The following is a 17,621-nucleotide window of genomic DNA, read 5'->3' as shown; positions in this document are numbered from 1 at the left end:
TTTATCGCCAGGCAAAAAGCCGTCCATGTGACTAGACATCGGACGGCTTTTTTATTGGCAGGAATTCCAGTCCATGATCAGCAAGGAACTCAGGTGAAGGGGTATGGCTAAACGACGTGTTGTAATCACAGGCATGGGAATGCTCTCGCCACTGGGTAACGATGTGGATTCGTCCTGGGACGGCATTTGTTCCGGTCGCAGCGGCATTGCCGGAATCGACCGTTTTGATACCACCGGATACAACACACGAATCGGCGGTGGCATCAAGAACCTGGATATTGAACCGTACCTGTCCACGAAGGACGCCAGAAAACTGGATGCCTTCATTCATTACGGCCTGATCGCCGCTCAACAGGCGGTAGATGCCAGTGGTCTTGATGAGTACACCGATCTTGATCGTGAAAGGGTAGGGGTTGCCATCGGCTCAGGCATAGGCGGTCTTGAATACATCGAGAAGAACGTGATCACGATGGAGAAGTCCGGGCCGCGAAAAGTGTCTCCCTTCTTTGTGCCAGCCTCCGTAATCAACATGATTTCAGGAAACGTGGCTATCCGCTTTGGCTATAAGGGCCCAAACATCGCCATCGTGACAGCCTGCACGACCGGCACCCATAACATTGGCTATGCAGCGCGCACCATTGCTTACGGTGATGCCGATGTGATGTTGGCCGGCGGTTCGGAAATGGCCACCACCCGAAGCTCAATTGCCGCGTTTTCGGCAGCGCGTGCGCTGTCCACCCGCAATGACGACCCGGAAAAGGCCAGCCGGCCGTGGGATCGTGGCCGGGACGGCTTTGTGCTCAGCGACGGCGCCGGCGTGTTGGTGCTGGAGGATCTCGAGCACGCGAAACGCCGTGGTGCCACCATTCATGGCGAAGTGATCGGTTTCGGTATGAGCGACGATGCGTTCCATATAACTGCTCCCCCAGAGAACGGTGAGGGTGCCGCGCGCTCCATGAAGAATGCGATTCGCGATGCCGGGCTCGGCGCCGACGACATCGACTACATCAATGCCCATGGCACTTCGACGCTCGTGGGAGACCTGGCAGAAGTGTCTGCCGTGAAATCGGTATTTGCCGACCACGCTTACAAGTTGGCTGTCAGCAGCACCAAATCCATGACCGGGCACTTGCTTGGCGCTGCCGGGGCCGTTGAGGCGATTTTCTCGGTATTGGCGATCCGGGAAGGTATGCTGCCGCCGACCGTCAACCTTGACGATCCCGATGATGGTTGTGACCTGGATTTTGTGGCCGGTAAGAGCCGCAAAGCTGATGTCCGGGTTGCGTTGTCCAACTCTTTTGGCTTTGGTGGTACAAACGGCACCCTGATTTTCCGTCGTTACGAGGATTGACCGGGTTGTGTTGAACGTTATTCGCCCCGACGGCAATGGAGTTTCAGCGACAGACCGGGGGTTGGCCTACGGTGATGGGTTGTTTGAAACCATCCGTATGCGTGGCCGGCAAGCCGTGCTGCGCTCATACCATCTGGATCGTATGGTGGCCGATGCCGGCCGCTTGGGCATTCCGGTTGAGCGCAGTGACCTGGATGTTGAAATTAGCCGCTCGGGTTGCGATTTGGCGTCCCAATACGGCGACGACTGGGTGCTGAAGCTCGTCCTCACTCGAGGGAGTGGTGGGCGAGGTTATCGGTCTCCTGTCGAGTGTGAGCCAAGCCTGATTGTCACCTCCTCTCCGATGCCCATACTTCCCCCGCCGGGAGGAGTGGTTGCAGCGCTGTCCAAGTTTCCACTCACCGTGAATCCGAGGCTGGCGGGTATCAAGACCCTGAACCGGCTGGAGCAGGTGATGGCAAGCCGTGAGTTCAGTGGCGAGGAATTCGAACTGATCATGGCGAACGCCGACGGGCAGTTGCTTGAGGGGACGCGAACCAACCTCATTATCAGGATGGAGGGAGAGTGGGTAACCCCTCCGGTTGAGAGCCTTGCAGTGGCCGGCGTCATGCGGCAGTTCGCCCTTGAATGTCTGCGCGCATCCGGCCATACCATCCGGGAGCAGATCATCCAGCCTGCGTTGCTGTCGTCACCCGGGCTGCGTGGACTGTATCTCGTTAACAGCGTTGTGGGTATTGTCGCGGTTCGCAGATTGGGCAGCGTTGATTTGCCAGTTGATGATGGGCTTGAGACAATCTGCGACCCTCTGAAAACTTTGGAATAAAAAGCTTGTTCAAGAAGTTATTCATCTGTGTGTTGTGTCTCTCCGTCCTGGCGCTTGCCGGGGGGGGGCTCTGGTTATGGCAGGGGCTTCAGACCCTTGAGCAACCTGTAGCGTTGGATGAGCCGGTTCTGTTCAGCGTGCCCTCCGGGAGCGGTTACGGTCAGGTTGCACGTAAACTCGAAGCGGAAGGCCTTGTGGGCGACAGTCTGTGGCTGAAGATTCATGGTCGTCTTTACCCGGAGCAGGCGCTATTAAAGGCTGGCGAATATGAGTTCACCGATGGCATGACCAGTCTCGACATGATCAATGCGATGGTTGCCGGTGACACCAAACACTGGCAGATTCAGTTTATCGAAGGCTGGACCTTCCGTGACATGCGCGCCGCGCTCGCCAGCAGTGAGCGTCTTGGGCAGGTGACCGCCGACTGGGCCGACGACCGGATCATGGAAGCGATGGGTGCCAAAGGGGCGCATCCCGAAGGCCGCTTCTTTCCGGATACCTACCTGTTTACCAGCAGTGAAACCGACCTTGATCTGTTACGCAGGGCCTTTGAGCGAATGGAAGAGGTGCTTGCGACGGAATGGCAGGCCAAGGCTGAAAACCTGCCTTACGATTCTCCCTATGACGCTCTGATTATGGCGTCGATCGTTGAGCGCGAAACCGGTGCGGTTCATGAGCGGGAGGAAGTGGCCGGCGTCTTTGTCCGGCGCCTGGAGAAAGGTATGAGGTTGCAGACCGATCCTACGGTCATCTATGGGATGGGAGAGAAATACCAGGGGCGTATCACTCGCAAGGATCTGCGAACCCACACTGACTACAACACCTATCGGATCGACGGACTTCCGCCCACACCCATCGCGTTGCCCGGCCGGGAAGCGATTCATGCGGCGCTGAATCCGGCTGAAGGCGATACGCTCTACTTTGTGGCGCGTGGCGATGGCACCCACAAGTTTTCGAAAACCCTGGCGGAGCACCAGAAGGCCGTGAGGGCGTTTCAGCTCAACCGCCGTTCAGACTACCGTTCCTCTCCAGCTCCGTCTCCAGCACCGTCTCCGGATACAACAGCGGAAGAGGGTGGCCAATGACCCGCAGAGGGCAGTTTATTACCTTTGAAGGTACGGAAGGGGTTGGTAAGTCCACTCAACTGGCGAACGCCGCAAGTACGCTGGACGCGCTTGGCGTTGAATGCGTTGTAACCCGAGAGCCCGGCGGCACCCCGATGGCGGAGTCCATCCGCGAGCTGTTGCTGGCGCCGCGTGATGAGCCCGTGAACGAAACCACCGAGCTGCTGCTGATGTTCGCCGCCAGGGCGCAACACCTTCATACGCGTATTCTTCCTGAATTGGAGGCTGGTCGCTGGGTTCTGTGTGACCGGTTCACCGACGCCACCTTTGCCTATCAGGGGGGAGGGCGTGGTGTGCCCGCCGATCGCATAGCGTTACTGGAAAGCCTGGTGCAGGGCACGGTGCGCCCGGATCACGTTATCCTGCTGGACGCACCGGTGGAAACCGGTATGACCCGTGCCCGCCATCGGGGGGATCTGGACAGGTTCGAACAGGAAGCGGTAGCGTTTTTTGAGCGAATACGCGAGACCTATCTTGCTCGCGCCGCCAGCGCGCCGGGCCGTTATCACATCGTGGACGCCTCCCAGCCGATTGAGGCGGTCAGCGACGAGGTCGCGGGCCTGCTTCGGAGTCTGGTGAATCGGGCGTAGTCGTGCAAGTTTGCCGATGATCTGCTTTAATTGAGCTACATTCTCAGGAAATTTCCGGATCGCGGGCATGTTGGACGCACGTTTGCTCAAGCTTCCCACCGCTTCACACCATCATCGTCACGAGCATCATCAGATTGTTGTCGGTGTTCGTGGAGAGGCCGACCTGAGTGTGGATGGAACAGGTTCACACCTGGACACCTGGCGAGCCTGCCTGGTGCCCACTGAAGCGCGCCACGATTACTGTGGTGATCTGCAGAACCATGTTCTGGTTATCAACCTCGATCCCTACATGCCGGCCATCAATAGTCCTGGGCACAGTGAGTATGAAACACTCGCGCCTCTGTTTGAGCGGCCGCGCACACTGGTTCTGGACAATAAGCTGCAAGGGCTGGTTCAGTTCGTAGCGGGAGAGTTCGATCGCTCGCCGGATAATCAGGATATGCAGCGGCACATGGGGGCAAGCATCCTGCACTGCATGGCCGGGCGCATGAACGAAGGCAGGGAGGTTCGCCAGAACCGCCATGCCATCAGCCCCGACACGATCCGCCGTTACATCATGGAGAATATCCAGCGAAAGATAACGGTGAGCGATCTTGCCGGTGTGGCCTGCCTCAGTGTCAGCCGCTTCCACGAGATGTTTCGTGATGTGACGGGTATTACCCCCCCACCAGTTTCTGCTCCAGACCCGGCTTGACCAGGCCGTGCAATTCCTGACCATGACTTCCTTTTCGGTCTCCGAAATCAGTTACCGGACTGGGTTTTCCTCCCAGAGTGCCCTCACCAACGCGCTCAGAAAACACAAAGGTACGACGCCCTCCAGATTGCGTTTTGGTGACAAAGTCGCCTGATTTGTTAAAAAAGCCTCATTTTCGGACGAATTTACAAAAGAATCGTAGGATTTTGTAAGCCTGAAGTCCGTAGTAATACTAACTTAACAGGGTAGCTGATCACGTCACAGCGCAGTACGGTACGTACGCGTTGCCTGACCCAACCATAATAAAAGTTCGAGGGGCCCGGCCATAGACGGGAACCGTCGGCGAGGCGCTCAGATGTTCAATGCAAGCAAGGTGCTCGAGCCTGCATTTCAGGAACAGCCAAAGTCGTTCTTCTGGCAAGCGATTACTGCCAACTACGCCGTCGACGAAGCACGTTACCTCAACGAACTGATCCCCCTTGCCCAAAGCGATGCTTCTGAGCATCGAGACGTCACTGAAACGGCAACGAGCCTGATCAGAAAGGTCCGCGAGCAGGACGACTCCGTCCATATGGTCGACGCACTGCTGCAGGAATACAGCCTGGATACCGAAGAAGGCATCCTGCTGATGTGTCTGGCCGAGGCGTTGATGCGTATCCCCGACAAATACACCGCCGATGCGTTGATTCAGGACAAGCTGTCGGACGCTGACTGGAAGAAGCACGTGGGCCGCAGTGAGTCGACCCTGGTCAATGCCTCCACCTGGGGGCTGCTGCTGACTGGTCGTGTGGTCAAGATGGATAAACGACTGGACGGTTCCCCGTCCAGTATCTGGAAGCGTCTTATCAAGCGTAGTGGCGAGCCGGTCATTCGGAGCGCGATGTACCAGGCCATGGCCATTATGGGCAAACAGTTCGTGCTCGGACGGGATATCGACGAAGCATTGAGGAACGCCCGCGAGTACCGGGATTTGGGCTACACCTACTCCTTCGACATGCTCGGCGAAGCGGCAATGACCAGGGGCGACGCTGACCGTTACCTGAAGGACTACATGGATGCCATTGAGTCCGTGGGAACCGATACCTACCCGGACAGCCGGGCACCAGCGCCCTCAATTTCCATCAAGCTATCAGCCCTGCACCCTCGATACGAGGCGTCCCAGGAAGAGCGGGTTCTGGAAGAGCTTTACGCAACAGTCATTGACCTGCTGACGTTTGCGCGGGAAAAGAAGGTGTCCATTACCATCGATGCCGAGGAAATGGATCGGCTGGAAATCTCGCTAAAGCTGTTTGAGAAGGCATTTACATCACCGGTTGCAAAGGGGTGGGGTGGTTTTGGCCTGGTTATCCAGGCCTATTCCAAGCGTGCTTTGCCGGTATTGTGCTGGTTGACCAAACTGGCGAAACAGCAGGGTGACGAGATCCCCATTCGCCTGGTCAAAGGGGCCTACTGGGACACCGAGATCAAAATCTGCCAGCAGTTGGGCCTGGAGGGCTACCCCGTATTTACGCGCAAAGAGGCTACCGACACCTCCTATCTGGCGTGTCTGCGTTATTTGCTGAGTGACTACACCGAAGGAGCGTTGTATCCGCAGCTTGCGAGCCACAACGCCCATACGGTTTCCTCGGTTCTGACCATGGCGAGGAACAAAGGGCGCAGGATCGAGTTCCAGCGCCTGCACGGTATGGGAGACGCCCTCTACAACAGCATCCTTGAGGACAACAATCTTCCGGTTCGCATCTACGCCCCTGTGGGAGCTCACAAGGATCTGTTGCCGTATCTGGTACGACGGCTGCTGGAGAATGGGGCAAATTCCTCATTTGTTCACCGGTTGGTGGACGCGGCAACGCCCATAGAGGCTCTGGTGCAGAATCCGGTTCAGGAACTGCAGGGATACGACTCACTGCCCAACGACCGAATTCCATTGCCCGTCGATATCTTTGGCAACGAGCGGCGCAACTCCAAAGGGATGAATATCCATGTAGCGGCTCATCTGGATCCGTTGCTGAATCATCTTGGCCAATGGGCAAAGAAACGCTGGGAAGCTGCACCGGTCATTGGCGGCGAAAAGCGCCGGGACGGAGCGCGGAGTGATATCCATGCGCCCTACGATCGCTCCCAACACGTTGGTCAGGTGTACTGGACGACCGAAGCCCAGGCGGAAGAAGCCCTGGTCGTTGCAACGGAAGGTTTTGTTTCCTGGCGGGAGCGTCCGGTGGAGGATCGTGCCGCCTGTCTCGAGCGATACGCCGAGCTGATGGAAGCAAATATGCAGGAGCTGATGGCGATCTGCTGCCGTGAAGCCGGGAAAACCATACAGGATGGTATCGACGAGGTGCGCGAAGCCGTCGATTTCTGTCGCTATTATGCCCTCCAGGGCAGATCCCGCTTTGGCAAGGCCTTGGCTCTACCTGGCCCCACGGGCGAGAGCAATGAGCTTTACATGGAAGGGCGGGGCGTCTTCCTCTGCATCAGCCCCTGGAATTTCCCCCTGGCTATTTTTACTGGCCAGGTGATGGCGGCGTTGGTGGCAGGAAATGCTGTTATCGCCAAGCCTGCGGAGCAGACAAGTCTGGTTGCTCAACGGGCTTTTGAGCTGATGTTGGAAGCTGGCTTCCCACCCGATGTGATTCAATTTTTACCCGGTGATGGCGCAACAATCGGCGGCAAACTGACCCCGGACCCCAGAATTGCCGGCGTCGCCTTCACCGGCTCTACACAGGTAGCGCACATACTCAATCGCACTCTGGCGCAGCGTGAGGGGGCAATTGTGCCCTTCATCGCCGAGACCGGCGGACAGAATGCCATGGTTGTGGACAGCAGTGCGCTGCCGGAGCAAGTGGTCAGGGATGTCATCCAGTCCGCTTTCGCCAGTGCCGGGCAGCGTTGCTCGGCACTGCGTGTGCTCTATATCCAGAAAGAGGTCGCTGAGCGCACAGAAAGCCTGCTGGCGGGCGCCATGCAGGAACTGATGGTCGGCAACCCTGAGCGTCACAGCACCGATGTCGGACCGGTGATTGATCAAGAAGCGCGGGATGGTCTGAAAGCCCATCTGACCGAGCTTGGCAAACATGCCAGGTTGGTATCGCAGGCGCCAATACCGGAGGCCTGCCGCGACGGCTACTTTGTGCCACCGTCCGCCTACGCCATTTCAAGTATCAACGAGTTGAAAGACGAACACTTCGGCCCTGTTCTCCATATAGTCCGCTACACTGCAGAGAAGCTGGACGATGTGATCGATGAAATTAATGCGGCGGGTTATGGACTTACCCTGGGTATTCACAGCAGAAGTGAGTCCACAGCGGCCTATATCGAGCGGCGGGTAAAAGTGGGCAATACCTACGTTAACCGAAACCAGATTGGCGCGGTTGTTGGTGTTCAGCCTTTCGGGGGGCGGGGGCTTTCCGGTACCGGTCCCAAAGCTGGCGGGCCGCACTACCTGCTACGGTTTGCGACGGAGAGAACCCGCACCATCAACACCACAGCGGTGGGTGGAAACGCGTCACTGTTGTCGCTTGGCATTGAAAAGGTTTGATAGGGCGCTTTGCTCACAAGGCAGTGCGGAACGAAAACCTGAACGATAGGAGGTAAGTATTGAGATGGGGAGGCAGGCGTTGTAAGCCGTAGCGCCTTAATGACGTGAGTAGTTTAGCGAGTCAAAAAAACAAAGGGTGCGACTACCGGGTTCACCGTGGTAAGCGCGCTAAACGGTCGGAGTTGATTCCGTCCATTTGAACTGGAGGAGTTTCATGGCTATTGGAGTTTGGATCAGTCTATTTGCTTACTTTGCGCTCATGATCGCCATCGGCGTTTATGCCATGCGCAGAGCTACGTCTTCATCCGAAGATTACATGTTGGGTGGGCGAGCCCTCAGTCCAAAGGTGGCGGCCCTGTCGGCTGGTGCTTCGGATATGAGTGGCTGGTTGCTTCTCGGGTTGCCCGGGGCGCTGTTTGCATCGGGCCTGGGATCGGCCTGGATCGGTATCGGCCTGCTTGTGGGTGCGTTCTTTAACTGGACCCTGGTAGCGCCGCGTCTTCGTGAACAGACGGTTCACTATGGCAATGCGATCACCATCCCCTCCTTCCTGGCGAACCGGTTCCCGACACAGGCACTTTCGCTGCGTACCGTGTCAGCCATCGTCATCGTTATCTTCTTCGCGGTTTACACGGCATCCGGCCTGGTTGCGGGCGGCAAGCTGTTTGAGAGTGCGTTCTCCGGCATCTTCAATTTCGGTGGTTTGAGCGACTATGCGGTTGGTATCGTCATCACGCTGGGTGTGGTGTTGGCCTACACCGTGGTCGGCGGGTTCCTGGCAGTAAGCATGACGGACTTCGTGCAGGGCTGCATCATGATGCTGGCACTGGTCATCATGCCGGCGGTTGTCCTCTTTGGTGAAGGCGGCGGTGGTTTCGCCCAGGCGTCGCAAACCCTGAACGAAGTCGACCCCACGCTACTGTCGTGGACGGAAGGCCTGACGCTCATCGGTTGGTTGTCTGCGGTAACCTGGGGTTTGGGCTATTTCGGCCAGCCACACATCATTGTGCGTTTCATGGCGATCCGTACGCTGGATGAAGTACCGACTGCCCGTAACATCGGCATGTCCTGGATGCTTATCTCCCTGATTGGCGCCGTCTCCCTCGGTGTGTTTGGCCGGGCGTACGCGATTCGCAATGGTATGAATATCGAAGATCCGGAAACGATCTTTATCCTGCTCTCAGACCTTCTGTTCCATCCGCTGATCACAGGCTTCCTCTACGCGGCACTGCTTGCTGCAGTCATGAGTACCATTTCCAGCCAGCTGCTGGTGTCGTCTTCTTCACTGACCGAAGACTTCTATCGCCTGTTCCTGCGTAAAGAAGCGACCGACAAAGAATGCGTCGGCGTAGGCCGTGTGTGTGTTGTGCTGGTAGGCTTGGTAGCTGCGGTTATTGCCTCCGACCCGAACTCTCAGGTTCTGGCCCTGGTCAGTAACGCCTGGGCAGGCTTCGGCGCCGCATTTGGCCCGCTGATTATCCTGTCACTGATGTGGCCGCGCACAAACGGCGCTGGCGCCATCGCAGGCATGGTTGTGGGTGCTGCCACGGTCATGATCTGGATCTCTCTGGGCTGGAACGGTGAGTTCATGGGTGGTCCTGGCGTGTACGAGATCATTCCTGGCTTCATTGCTGCTTTCATTGCCATTATGGTGGTGAGCTCGGTTACTGAAGATGCCGGTGAGTATCAGCACATCACCCGGTAAACAGGCGCGTTTTCAACGCTCTGAGTAAGAACAGGGGCTCCTTCGGGAGCCCCTTTTTTGTACGTCTGTTTACAAGGGGCTGGGCCCGCCGCGGGGTACCCTTTCTTCTGGGAAAAAGAACTCGCTGCGCTCAGACACCTTTTCCCCGGCAGAAAAGGCACCCCACACCGTGCCCGATCTGACTCGTAACGTTTACTTCAAACAAAAAAAACGCCAGCCCGAAGGCTGGCGTTTCCATGGAGCTAAACCAGAAGGTCAGGTCTTAAGCAACGTTCGCTTCAGACGCCTTCTTGGTGTAGTTCTCCATCTGGTCGAAGTTGAGATACTTGTAGATCTCTTTCGACATGCTGTTCAGGTCCTTGGCGTACTCCATGTACTCCGCCGGAGACGGGAGTTTGCCCAGTACCGCACCAACCGCTGCCAGTTCCGCAGAGGTCAGGTACACATTGGCACCATCGCCCAGACGGTTCGGGAAGTTACGGGTGGAGGTGGACAGCACCGTGCTCTTGGCTGCCACGCGGGCCTGGTTACCCATGCACAGGGAGCAGCCCGGCATTTCGGTGCGAACACCGGCGGTGCCGTAGGTGTTGAAGTAGCCTTCTTCCATCAGCTGCGCCTGGTCCATCTTGGTAGGCGGAGACATCCACAGGCGGGTCTTCAGCGGCTCCTTGTTCATCTCCAGCAGCTTGCCAGCAGCGCGGAAGTGGCCGATGTTGGTCATGCAGGAACCGATGAACACTTCGTCGACCTTGTCGCCGGCGACTTCGGACAGGAACTTGGCGTCGTCCGGGTCGTTCGGGCAGCACACGATCGGCTCTTTGATGTCAGCCAGATCGATTTCCACAACGTGGGAGTACTCGGCGTCTTTGTCGGCACGCATCAGCTTGGGATCGGCAATCCACTCTTCCATCTGCTGGGCGCGACGCTCCAGGGTGCGCGGGTCGCCATAACCTTCGGCGATCATCCAGCGCAGCATGGTGATGTTCGAACGCAGGTACTCAGCCACGGACTCTTCAGACAGGTTGATCGTACAACCGGCTGCGGAACGCTCAGCGGAAGCGTCAGACAGCTCGAACGCCTGCTCAACGGTCAGATGCTCAAGGCCTTCGATTTCCAGGATGCGACCGGAGAACTCGTTGATCTTGCCTTTCTTCTCAACGGTCAACATGCCTTGCTTGATGCCGTACAGTGGGATCGCATGTACCAGATCGCGCAGCGTGATGCCTGGCTGCATTTCGCCCTTGAAGCGAACCAGGACGGATTCCGGCATATCCAGGGGCATAACGCCCGTCGCTGCAGCAAACGCCACCAGACCGGAACCGGCCGGGAAGGAGATGCCCATTGGGAAGCGGGTGTGAGAGTCGCCGCCGGTACCGACAGTGTCCGGCAACAGCATGCGGTTCAACCAGGAGTGGATGATGCCATCGCCCGGGCGCAGGGAAACACCGCCGCGGGTGCGGATGAAGTCCGGCATGGTGTGCTGCATTTCCACGTCAACCGGCTTCGGATAGGCGGCGGTGTGACAGAATGACTGCATCACCAGGTCGGCCTGGAAGCCCAGACAGGCCAGGTCTTTCAGTTCATCACGGGTCATCGGACCAGTGGTGTCCTGGGAGCCGACCGTAGTCATGTGCGGTTCGCAGTAAGTGCCGGGGCGAACGCCTTTGTCTTCTTCCAGACCGCAGGCCTTGCCGACCATCTTCTGACCCAGGGTAAAGCCTTTGGTGCCTTCTTCCGGATCATTCGGCAGACGGAAGATGTCTGTGGCGCCCATGCCCAGTGCTGCGCGCGCCTTGGCGGTCAGGCCACGGCCGATGATCAGCGGAATACGGCCGCCGGCCTGAACTTCGTCCAGGATAACCTCTGACTTGAAGCCGAACTCCGAGATGGTTTCACCCGCCTCGTTCAGGATCTTGCCTTCGTAGGGACGGATGTCGATAACGTCGCCCATGTTCAGGTCGTCAACCGGTGCTTCGAAAACCAGGGCGCCAGCATCTTCCATGGTGTTGAAGAAGATCGGGGCTACTTTGTTACCAATGCACACGCCACCGGCGCGCTTGTTCGGAACACCCGGAACGTCGTCACCGAAGAACCACAGTACTGAGTTGGTGGCAGACTTACGTGAGGAGCCGGTACCAACAACGTCGCCTACGAAGGCAACGGGCAGGCCCTTGGCTTTGATGTCGTCGATCTGACTCATTGGGCCAGTAACACCGGGCTCTTCCGGCTTCAGGCCATCACGCTCCATTTTATAGGCAGCGCGGGCGTGCAGCGGGATGTCCGGACGGGACCAGGCATCGGGAGCCGGTGACAGGTCGTCGGTGTTGGTTTCGCCGGTAACCTTGAAAACCACCATTTTGGTGCTTTCAGGAACCTTCTTCTTGTTGGTGAACCACTCGGCGTTGGCCCAGGATTCAACCACAGCCTTGGCGACCGCGTTGCCGGCGTCCATCTTTTCCTTCACATCGTTGAAGGCATCGAACATCAGCAGGGTGCGCTTGAGCTTTTCGCCGGCCTGTTCGGCCAGTTCAGAATCGTCCAGCAGGTCGACCAGGGTCGCGATGTTATAACCGCCCTGCATCATGCCCAGCAGATCAACGGCCTTTGGCTTGTCCAGCAGGGGAGACGTTGCTTCACCCTTAACAATGGCGGTCAGGAAAGCAGCTTTTACATAAGCGGCTTCGTCCACACCCGGCGGAACGCGGTTTTCAAGCAGATAGACCAGCGTCTCTTCCTCGCCGGCTGGCGGGTTTTTAAGGAGATCGACCAGTGCGGCGGTCTGCTCAGCGTTCAGAGGCTTCGGGGGAATGCCCAGAGCCTCGCGTTCTGCAACGTGTTCACGATAGGCTTCTAACACGATATGGACCCTCATCAGTTGGAATGTCCCGCGCCTTGGGCGTCGTTGCCTGGCGGGAGTTTTATGGCGAAAAGGCGCTAAGTTGGCGCTGCATTCTATAGGAAACCCCTTATAAAGTTAAGTTGGACTGTGGTCGGATATTGTGGTTTGTTGCGGTATACTGCCGTGCCCGAGAAGCCGACCTGCTGTAAACAATGACCGATTCCCTCGACCAGATTCACGATTTCCTGCCCTGCAAAACGCCACAGCGATGGATTGAAAACGCCCTGGCCAATCAGGACCTGATGCTGATTGATCATGCCCATTGTGAGAAAAAAGCAGCGTCCACGGCGCTGAGTTTGATGTATCGCTATGTGGATAACACCGACCTGCTCAACAGGATGTCGCGTCTTGCGCGGGAAGAGTTGCGTCATTTCGAGCAGGTGCTGGCTATCATGAAAAAGCGGGGGGTGAGTTATGGTCACCTGAGCCCGGCTCGATATGCAGCCGGGTTGCGGCAGGAAGTACGCACAGAAGATCCCGGTCGGCTGGTGGATGTGCTGATCGTGGGTGCCATTATCGAGGCCCGTTCCTGCGAGCGGTTCGCGGCGCTGGCACCGCATCTGGATGCAACACTGTCAGATTTCTACACCGGGCTGCTGAAGTCCGAAGCCCGACACTACCGTGACTACCTGACATTAGCCGAGCAGGCCGCAGGAAACTCGGTGGAGGATCGGGTTGCGACCTTCCTCGCGCTGGAGCAACAACTGATTGAGACACCGGACACCGAGTTCCGGTTCCATAGCGGGCCAGTCTGACTTTAGAGTGGAATCAAGAAGATTTCCTGTCGTACAACAGGCCGCGCTCCTCAGGAAGCGGTGGATCCTGAAGTTGTTCGCACAGGTCAATCCAGCGGTCGATGCCGGCGCTCCGATACTTCTGTTTGTGCAGTATGAAATAGAAGGTTCGGTCGAACTGTCGTTCCTCCGGAACCTTCAACGGTACGAGGCTGCCCCGCCTGAACGCATCGGCAAGGCACACCCGTGACAGGCAGCCGATCCCAAGGTTGGCTTCCACCGCGCGTTTAATCGCCTCGGTATGCTCGAGTTCCAGCAGTATGTCCAGGTCTGGCAGCAGGCCGTGCATGCCACGCTCAAAGGTCTGCCGGGTGCCGGACCCCTGCTCACGCATCACCCAGGTTGCCGAGCGAAGGTCCGCATCCGAAAGCCTACCCTTCCGGGCAAACGGATGGTCCGGGGAACAAAAGACCACCAGCTCGTCTCCTCGCCAGGGTATAACCTCCAGCTCAGAGGATTGCAGTTCACCTTCAATCAGCCCGATGTCGAGTTCAAAATCCTTGACGCGCTGGGCTATGGTGCGGGTGTTGGCCACTTCAAGCGCCACTTTCGGGTGGGTAGGGGTATTCATGTATTGGGCCATGACGCCAACAGCCAGATAGTTACCAATAGTGAGGGTAGCGCCGACTTTCAGGGCGCCGACTTCAGTATGCTTGCTGAACGCCTGTTCCAGTTCCCCGGCCTGGGCCAGCAAAGCCTCGACCTTTGGCCGATAGAGACGGCCGAGCTCATTGAGCTGCAGTCGTTTTCCGACCCGGTCGAAGAGCTGGATGTCGAACTGGCTCTCCAGTTCTTTCAGGGCGCTACTGGCCGCGGACTGAGACATGGCCAGGGAATCCGCCGCACGGGTGATGTTCTGGAAGTGCGCCGCAGCCAGGAAGACCTCGAGTTGGCGGAAGCTAAACTTCATAATCGATAATTCCGAATAAGGTTATGAAAATATCCCATTTTGTCGATAGGTTACCCTTGGGTTACTATTTACACAATGATTTTTACTTATTTGCTAACGGCTAACGAACGGGCGATACCATGAGCAACCTGAATAAAGAGCGTGTAACAAGTGTTCGTCACTGGAACGACACACTCTTCAGCTTCACCACCACCCGTGATCCGGGGTTCCGGTTCAAGAATGGCCACTTCACAATGATTGGCCTGGAAGCCGATGGTAAGCCGCTGATGCGTGCCTACAGCATCGCCAGTGCCAACTATGAAGAGGAGTTGGAGTTCTTCTCAATCAAGGTTCAGGACGGCCCGCTGACGTCACGTCTGCAGAAAATTGAGGTTGGTGACGAGATCATGGTCAGCCGCAAGCCCACCGGTACCCTGATTATGGACAACCTGCTGCCGGGCAAGAATCTCTGGCTGATCAGCACGGGCACCGGTCTGGCACCTTTTATCAGCATCATCAAGGACCCGGAAGTCTATGAGGCCTTTGATAAAGTCATCGTGACCCATGGCGTTCGCTACAAGTCCGAGCTGGCGTACCAGTCCGAGATCGAGGAGCTGCCGAATAACGAGTTCTTTGGTGAAATGGTGGATGGCAAGCTGCTTTATTATCCTACGGTCACCCGTGAGGATTTCCGTAACACTGGGCGTCTGACCGACGCTATGGAAAACGGCAAGCTGACGAAGGACCTGGACCTTCCGGAATTTGACCTGGAAAATGACCGGTTCATGGTGTGCGGCAGTCCCAGCATGTTGAAAGACACCTGCTCCATCCTCAATAACATGGGGTTCAAGGAAGCACGCCATGGTAACCTCGGCCACTATGTGATCGAGAGGGCCTTCGTGGAGCAGTAAATCCTCCGCGTCGCCAGGGTTGATCCCAATGTCCGCAAAACCCCGAAGTGAGAGCTTCGGGGTTTTTGCATTTTGCGCCAATCTGAAAGGTGAATTGTGGAATGATTCAGTGGTTATATTTGTCGGTGGCTATCGTTGCGGAGGTCATCGGAACCTCCTTTCTAAAAAGTTCTGAGGGTTTCACCCGTCTGTGGCCGTCGCTGGTTGTGGTGGTGTCCTACATCCTGGCGTTCTACTTCCTGGCGTTGACCCTGAAAACCTTGCCAGTGGGAGTGGCATATGCGGTGTGGGCCGGTGCCGGCGTGGCCTTGATTGCGCTGTCGGGCTACCTGTTCTTTGGGCAGACGCTGGACCTTCCCGCCATCCTCGGCATCGGCCTCATCGTTGCCGGCGTTATGGTAATCAACGTATTCTCAGGCAGTATAGGGTCAACGCATTGAGGCAGAGGTGGATGTTTGAAGAAGGCCATGGTGATTCTGGGTATCGCGCTGCTGGTTGCCGCAATCGCCAGTGTCGCCTCCGATCCGGTACCCATTGAGCAGAAACTGATTTCGATCCAGGCCCGGGAGGCATTGCCCGGTTTTGATGGTATCGGGGACGAGCCTGTTGACGTCCAGGCCGCCATTCTGGACCTGGGGGACGACCCTCTTCTGCTCCTCAAGGCCCAGGCAGCTTTGATGGCACACCCTGACATGGCCCGCGCCGTTTTTCCGCTTTATGCGTCCGAGCCGGAATTCCAGGAGGTGTTGCGCACCTATGGAGAAAACGCCCTGCCGCCGATTCACTACTTCCTTCGCCAGCCCATCAGCTCCATTGAATGGATGAACAAGGCTGCCCGTCAGTATGAACGCGCCCGGGACTATATTGCTGAGCTCCGCGGCAAGGACCAGAGCGAACGGACGCCGGAAAAAACGGAGTCTTTGACGCCCGAACAGCGAGGCTGGTACGCAGTGAACTTCATCCGCAACGAGGGCCACGATTTTCTCGGGCAATTCGTGGTGGACGGGAATGGTCAGACCCAATGGGTACAGACCGAGAGGATTACGGAAGGGGTTGCCCAGTTCTTCACCAGCGGCGTGCGACAGTTGGAGGCGGATTATCGAACTGGAGAAGACATCTCCGCCAGTGACATAGGCTGGGCATCGGTGGATGTGTTGGTGTTTGCCAGTGCCGTAAAGGTACTTCGGGCCGGTCGCACGGCGGCAAAGGCGACCCAGGGCGCCAGGCTTTCAACACGCTCGGCGGCATTGGCTGCCCGTATTACCGGTAGCGGGCGGCTGATTCTCCGTAGCGCCCGCTATGCGAAGTGGCCCCTGATCATTGGCGCTGGCTACCTGGTGGTCGCCCACCCCAGCATCATCAACGACTTTTTTGCCGGGGTGGCCGATGTACTGGGTGTCTCCCCAATGATGGTCCAGCTCGCGGGCTGGTTGCTGATCCTAGTGCCGCTGTTCTATCTGGCAAGCTGGTTACTTTGGCCGGCCATCGCGCTGTTGAAGGGGCTGCTTGCGCTGCTCTACCGGCTCGCTGGCCACAGGCCCGGTTATTTTTCCGGCCTTCAGTAGAGGGTTCCCACTAAAAGCCCCCCGACAATCAGAGCGGCGCCGGTGATCCGGCTAAACGTTTGCGGCCAGGGCACCAGTTTCTCCGCCAGGAAATAGAGCGCAAGCACTGCCATCCAGGCCAGGTTCATCACTCCGCCGACGAACATTAGCAGCATCAGCGCCCAGCAGCAGCCGGTGCAGAAGGCGCCATGGCGGGCTCCCATTGTAAAGGCACCGATTGCGCCGTCGCGCCATTCCGTCATCAGGAAGGTTATGGGTGACTGGCATCTGCTCAAGCAAGCTTGTTTTAGAGAGCTGAACTGGAAAGCCCCAGCGACAACCAGCAGGCAGCCCCCGAGAAGTGGTTCCAGATGCCCCATTGCCGAGGTCATCATCAGGGTGTTGGCGTGCAATGCCCATTGAGCCACGGCTGCGACCGCGCCGAAGGCGGCCCAGACGGCAAGGTACCCGGCCATGAAAAGCCAGGTTGGTACCGCGGCCTTCTCGAGCTGGCGCCGGCGCTGGTGAACCCGGATATAGGTCATGATCATCGGGGCCGCACCCGGAAGCATCATGGCGGCCATCATCACCATCCACATGACGGTGCCAAGACCGAGGAATGACAGACCTGAACTGGCCGCCATAGTCATTGGCATGGCCATATAGGCCCATGCCAATGCGGTCAGAATCCCCAGGGAGGCGCCAATGGCTGCACGCTCCCACGAATGAATCTTAGCCATTGTCAGTTCCATCGAAATCACC

The 17,621-nt window shown here is 57.5% G+C and carries 15 protein-coding genes; 12 read left to right on the top strand and 3 right to left on the bottom strand.

The genetic code is table 11. The annotated features are described in order from the left end of the window. Window positions 1–103 precede the first annotated feature (103 nt). From fabF to putP, 8 genes are all read left to right on the top strand, one after another. Entirely contained in the window at window positions 104–1,351 is a 1,248-nt protein-coding gene (gene fabF, locus JJO78_RS10585) for a beta-ketoacyl-ACP synthase II (RefSeq protein WP_036205013.1), read from the top strand. 7 nt (window positions 1,352–1,358) lie between these two features. Continuing rightward, the gene (locus tag JJO78_RS10580; protein WP_273623637.1) at window positions 1,359–2,174 is read left to right on the top strand and encodes an aminotransferase class IV; all 816 of its coding nucleotides are present in this window, start codon (window positions 1,359–1,361) and stop codon (window positions 2,172–2,174) included. Window positions 2,175–2,179: 5 nt separating this feature from the next. Beyond that, on the top strand, window positions 2,180–3,259 hold the full coding sequence (gene mltG, locus JJO78_RS10575; RefSeq protein WP_273623635.1) for an endolytic transglycosylase MltG: 1,080 nt from the start codon (window positions 2,180–2,182) through the stop codon (window positions 3,257–3,259). Continuing rightward, window positions 3,256–3,888, top strand: a complete 633-nt coding sequence (gene tmk / locus JJO78_RS10570; protein WP_075194786.1) for a dTMP kinase — start codon at window positions 3,256–3,258, stop codon at window positions 3,886–3,888. Before mltG ends, tmk begins: the two co-directional genes overlap by 4 nt. Window positions 3,889–3,955: 67 nt before the next feature. Then, the gene (locus JJO78_RS10565; RefSeq protein WP_337251850.1) at window positions 3,956–4,582 is read left to right on the top strand and encodes an AraC family transcriptional regulator; all 627 of its coding nucleotides are present in this window, start codon (window positions 3,956–3,958) and stop codon (window positions 4,580–4,582) included. Window positions 4,583–4,604: 22 nt separating this feature from the next. Next, complete coding sequence (locus tag JJO78_RS20570; RefSeq protein ID WP_337251849.1) at window positions 4,605–4,736, top strand: helix-turn-helix domain-containing protein; 132 nt, start codon at window positions 4,605–4,607, stop codon at window positions 4,734–4,736. Window positions 4,737–4,937: 201 nt separating this feature from the next. Further along, window positions 4,938–8,117 carry a bifunctional proline dehydrogenase/L-glutamate gamma-semialdehyde dehydrogenase PutA gene (gene putA, locus JJO78_RS10560; RefSeq protein WP_273623633.1) on the top strand — a complete coding sequence of 1,060 codons (3,180 nt, stop codon included), beginning with the start codon at window positions 4,938–4,940 and terminating at the stop codon, window positions 8,115–8,117. A 214-nt stretch (window positions 8,118–8,331) separates the two neighbouring features. Further along, complete coding sequence (gene putP, locus JJO78_RS10555) at window positions 8,332–9,822, top strand: sodium/proline symporter PutP (RefSeq protein WP_036205025.1); 1,491 nt, start codon at window positions 8,332–8,334, stop codon at window positions 9,820–9,822. A gap of 262 nt (window positions 9,823–10,084) precedes the next feature. On the opposite strand, the gene acnB is transcribed toward putP, so the two are convergent. Then, a complete protein-coding gene (gene acnB, locus JJO78_RS10550) occupies window positions 10,085–12,679 on the bottom strand; it encodes a bifunctional aconitate hydratase 2/2-methylisocitrate dehydratase (RefSeq protein WP_036205853.1) in 2,595 nt (864 codons plus the stop codon). A 194-nt stretch (window positions 12,680–12,873) separates the two neighbouring features. Between acnB and JJO78_RS10545 the strand changes: the two genes are divergently transcribed. After that, a complete protein-coding gene (locus tag JJO78_RS10545; protein ID WP_036205028.1) occupies window positions 12,874–13,476 on the top strand; it encodes a tRNA-(ms[2]io[6]A)-hydroxylase in 603 nt (200 codons plus the stop codon). A gap of 13 nt (window positions 13,477–13,489) precedes the next feature. Here JJO78_RS10545 and JJO78_RS10540 read toward each other — a convergent pair whose 3' ends face one another. Beyond that, window positions 13,490–14,425, bottom strand: coding sequence for a LysR family transcriptional regulator (locus tag JJO78_RS10540; protein ID WP_041333775.1), 936 nt, complete (start codon window positions 14,423–14,425; stop codon window positions 13,490–13,492). Between the two features lie 119 nt (window positions 14,426–14,544). Here JJO78_RS10540 and JJO78_RS10535 point away from each other — a divergent pair, with 119 nt between their 5' ends. From JJO78_RS10535 to JJO78_RS10525, 3 genes are all read left to right on the top strand, one after another. Further along, entirely contained in the window at window positions 14,545–15,315 is a 771-nt protein-coding gene (locus JJO78_RS10535; protein ID WP_273623629.1) for a ferredoxin--NADP reductase, read from the top strand. A 101-nt stretch (window positions 15,316–15,416) separates the two neighbouring features. Next, the gene (locus JJO78_RS10530) at window positions 15,417–15,755 is read left to right on the top strand and encodes a DMT family transporter (RefSeq protein ID WP_273623627.1); all 339 of its coding nucleotides are present in this window, start codon (window positions 15,417–15,419) and stop codon (window positions 15,753–15,755) included. 15 nt (window positions 15,756–15,770) lie between these two features. Beyond that, window positions 15,771–16,880 carry a hypothetical protein gene (locus JJO78_RS10525; RefSeq protein WP_227664814.1) on the top strand — a complete coding sequence of 370 codons (1,110 nt, stop codon included), beginning with the start codon at window positions 15,771–15,773 and terminating at the stop codon, window positions 16,878–16,880. On the opposite strand, the gene JJO78_RS10520 is transcribed toward JJO78_RS10525, so the two are convergent. Next, window positions 16,874–17,599 carry a DUF2182 domain-containing protein gene (locus JJO78_RS10520; protein WP_273623625.1) on the bottom strand — a complete coding sequence of 242 codons (726 nt, stop codon included), beginning with the start codon at window positions 17,597–17,599 and terminating at the stop codon, window positions 16,874–16,876. The genes JJO78_RS10525 and JJO78_RS10520 overlap by 7 nt on opposite strands. Between the last annotated feature and the right edge of the window lie 22 nt (window positions 17,600–17,621).

It is taken from the genome of Marinobacter sp. DS40M6, assembly GCF_028581595.1.
Classification (GTDB): domain Bacteria; phylum Pseudomonadota; class Gammaproteobacteria; order Pseudomonadales; family Oleiphilaceae; genus Marinobacter; species Marinobacter salarius.
Note: the sequence above shows the minus strand (reverse complement) of the source record. Positions and strands in the feature narration are given on the sequence as shown.

Excerpts from the sequence above, each read along its gene's own strand:
- fabF (WP_036205013.1), top strand. The coding sequence starts at position 104 with ATGGCTAAACGACGTGTTGTAATCACAGGCATGGGAATGCTCTCGCCA.
- tmk (WP_075194786.1), top strand. The coding sequence starts at position 3,256 with ATGACCCGCAGAGGGCAGTTTATTACCTTTGAAGGTACGGAAGGGGTT.
- JJO78_RS10565 (WP_337251850.1), top strand. The coding sequence starts at position 3,956 with ATGTTGGACGCACGTTTGCTCAAGCTTCCCACCGCTTCACACCATCAT.
- JJO78_RS20570 (WP_337251849.1), top strand. The coding sequence starts at position 4,605 with ATGACTTCCTTTTCGGTCTCCGAAATCAGTTACCGGACTGGGTTTTCC.
- putA (WP_273623633.1), top strand. The coding sequence starts at position 4,938 with ATGTTCAATGCAAGCAAGGTGCTCGAGCCTGCATTTCAGGAACAGCCA.
- putP (WP_036205025.1), top strand. The coding sequence starts at position 8,332 with ATGGCTATTGGAGTTTGGATCAGTCTATTTGCTTACTTTGCGCTCATG.
- JJO78_RS10545 (WP_036205028.1), top strand. The coding sequence starts at position 12,874 with ATGACCGATTCCCTCGACCAGATTCACGATTTCCTGCCCTGCAAAACG.
- JJO78_RS10540 (WP_041333775.1), bottom strand. The coding sequence starts at position 14,425 with ATGAAGTTTAGCTTCCGCCAACTCGAGGTCTTCCTGGCTGCGGCGCAC.
- JJO78_RS10535 (WP_273623629.1), top strand. The coding sequence starts at position 14,545 with ATGAGCAACCTGAATAAAGAGCGTGTAACAAGTGTTCGTCACTGGAAC.
- JJO78_RS10530 (WP_273623627.1), top strand. The coding sequence starts at position 15,417 with ATGATTCAGTGGTTATATTTGTCGGTGGCTATCGTTGCGGAGGTCATC.
- JJO78_RS10520 (WP_273623625.1), bottom strand. The coding sequence starts at position 17,599 with ATGGCTAAGATTCATTCGTGGGAGCGTGCAGCCATTGGCGCCTCCCTG.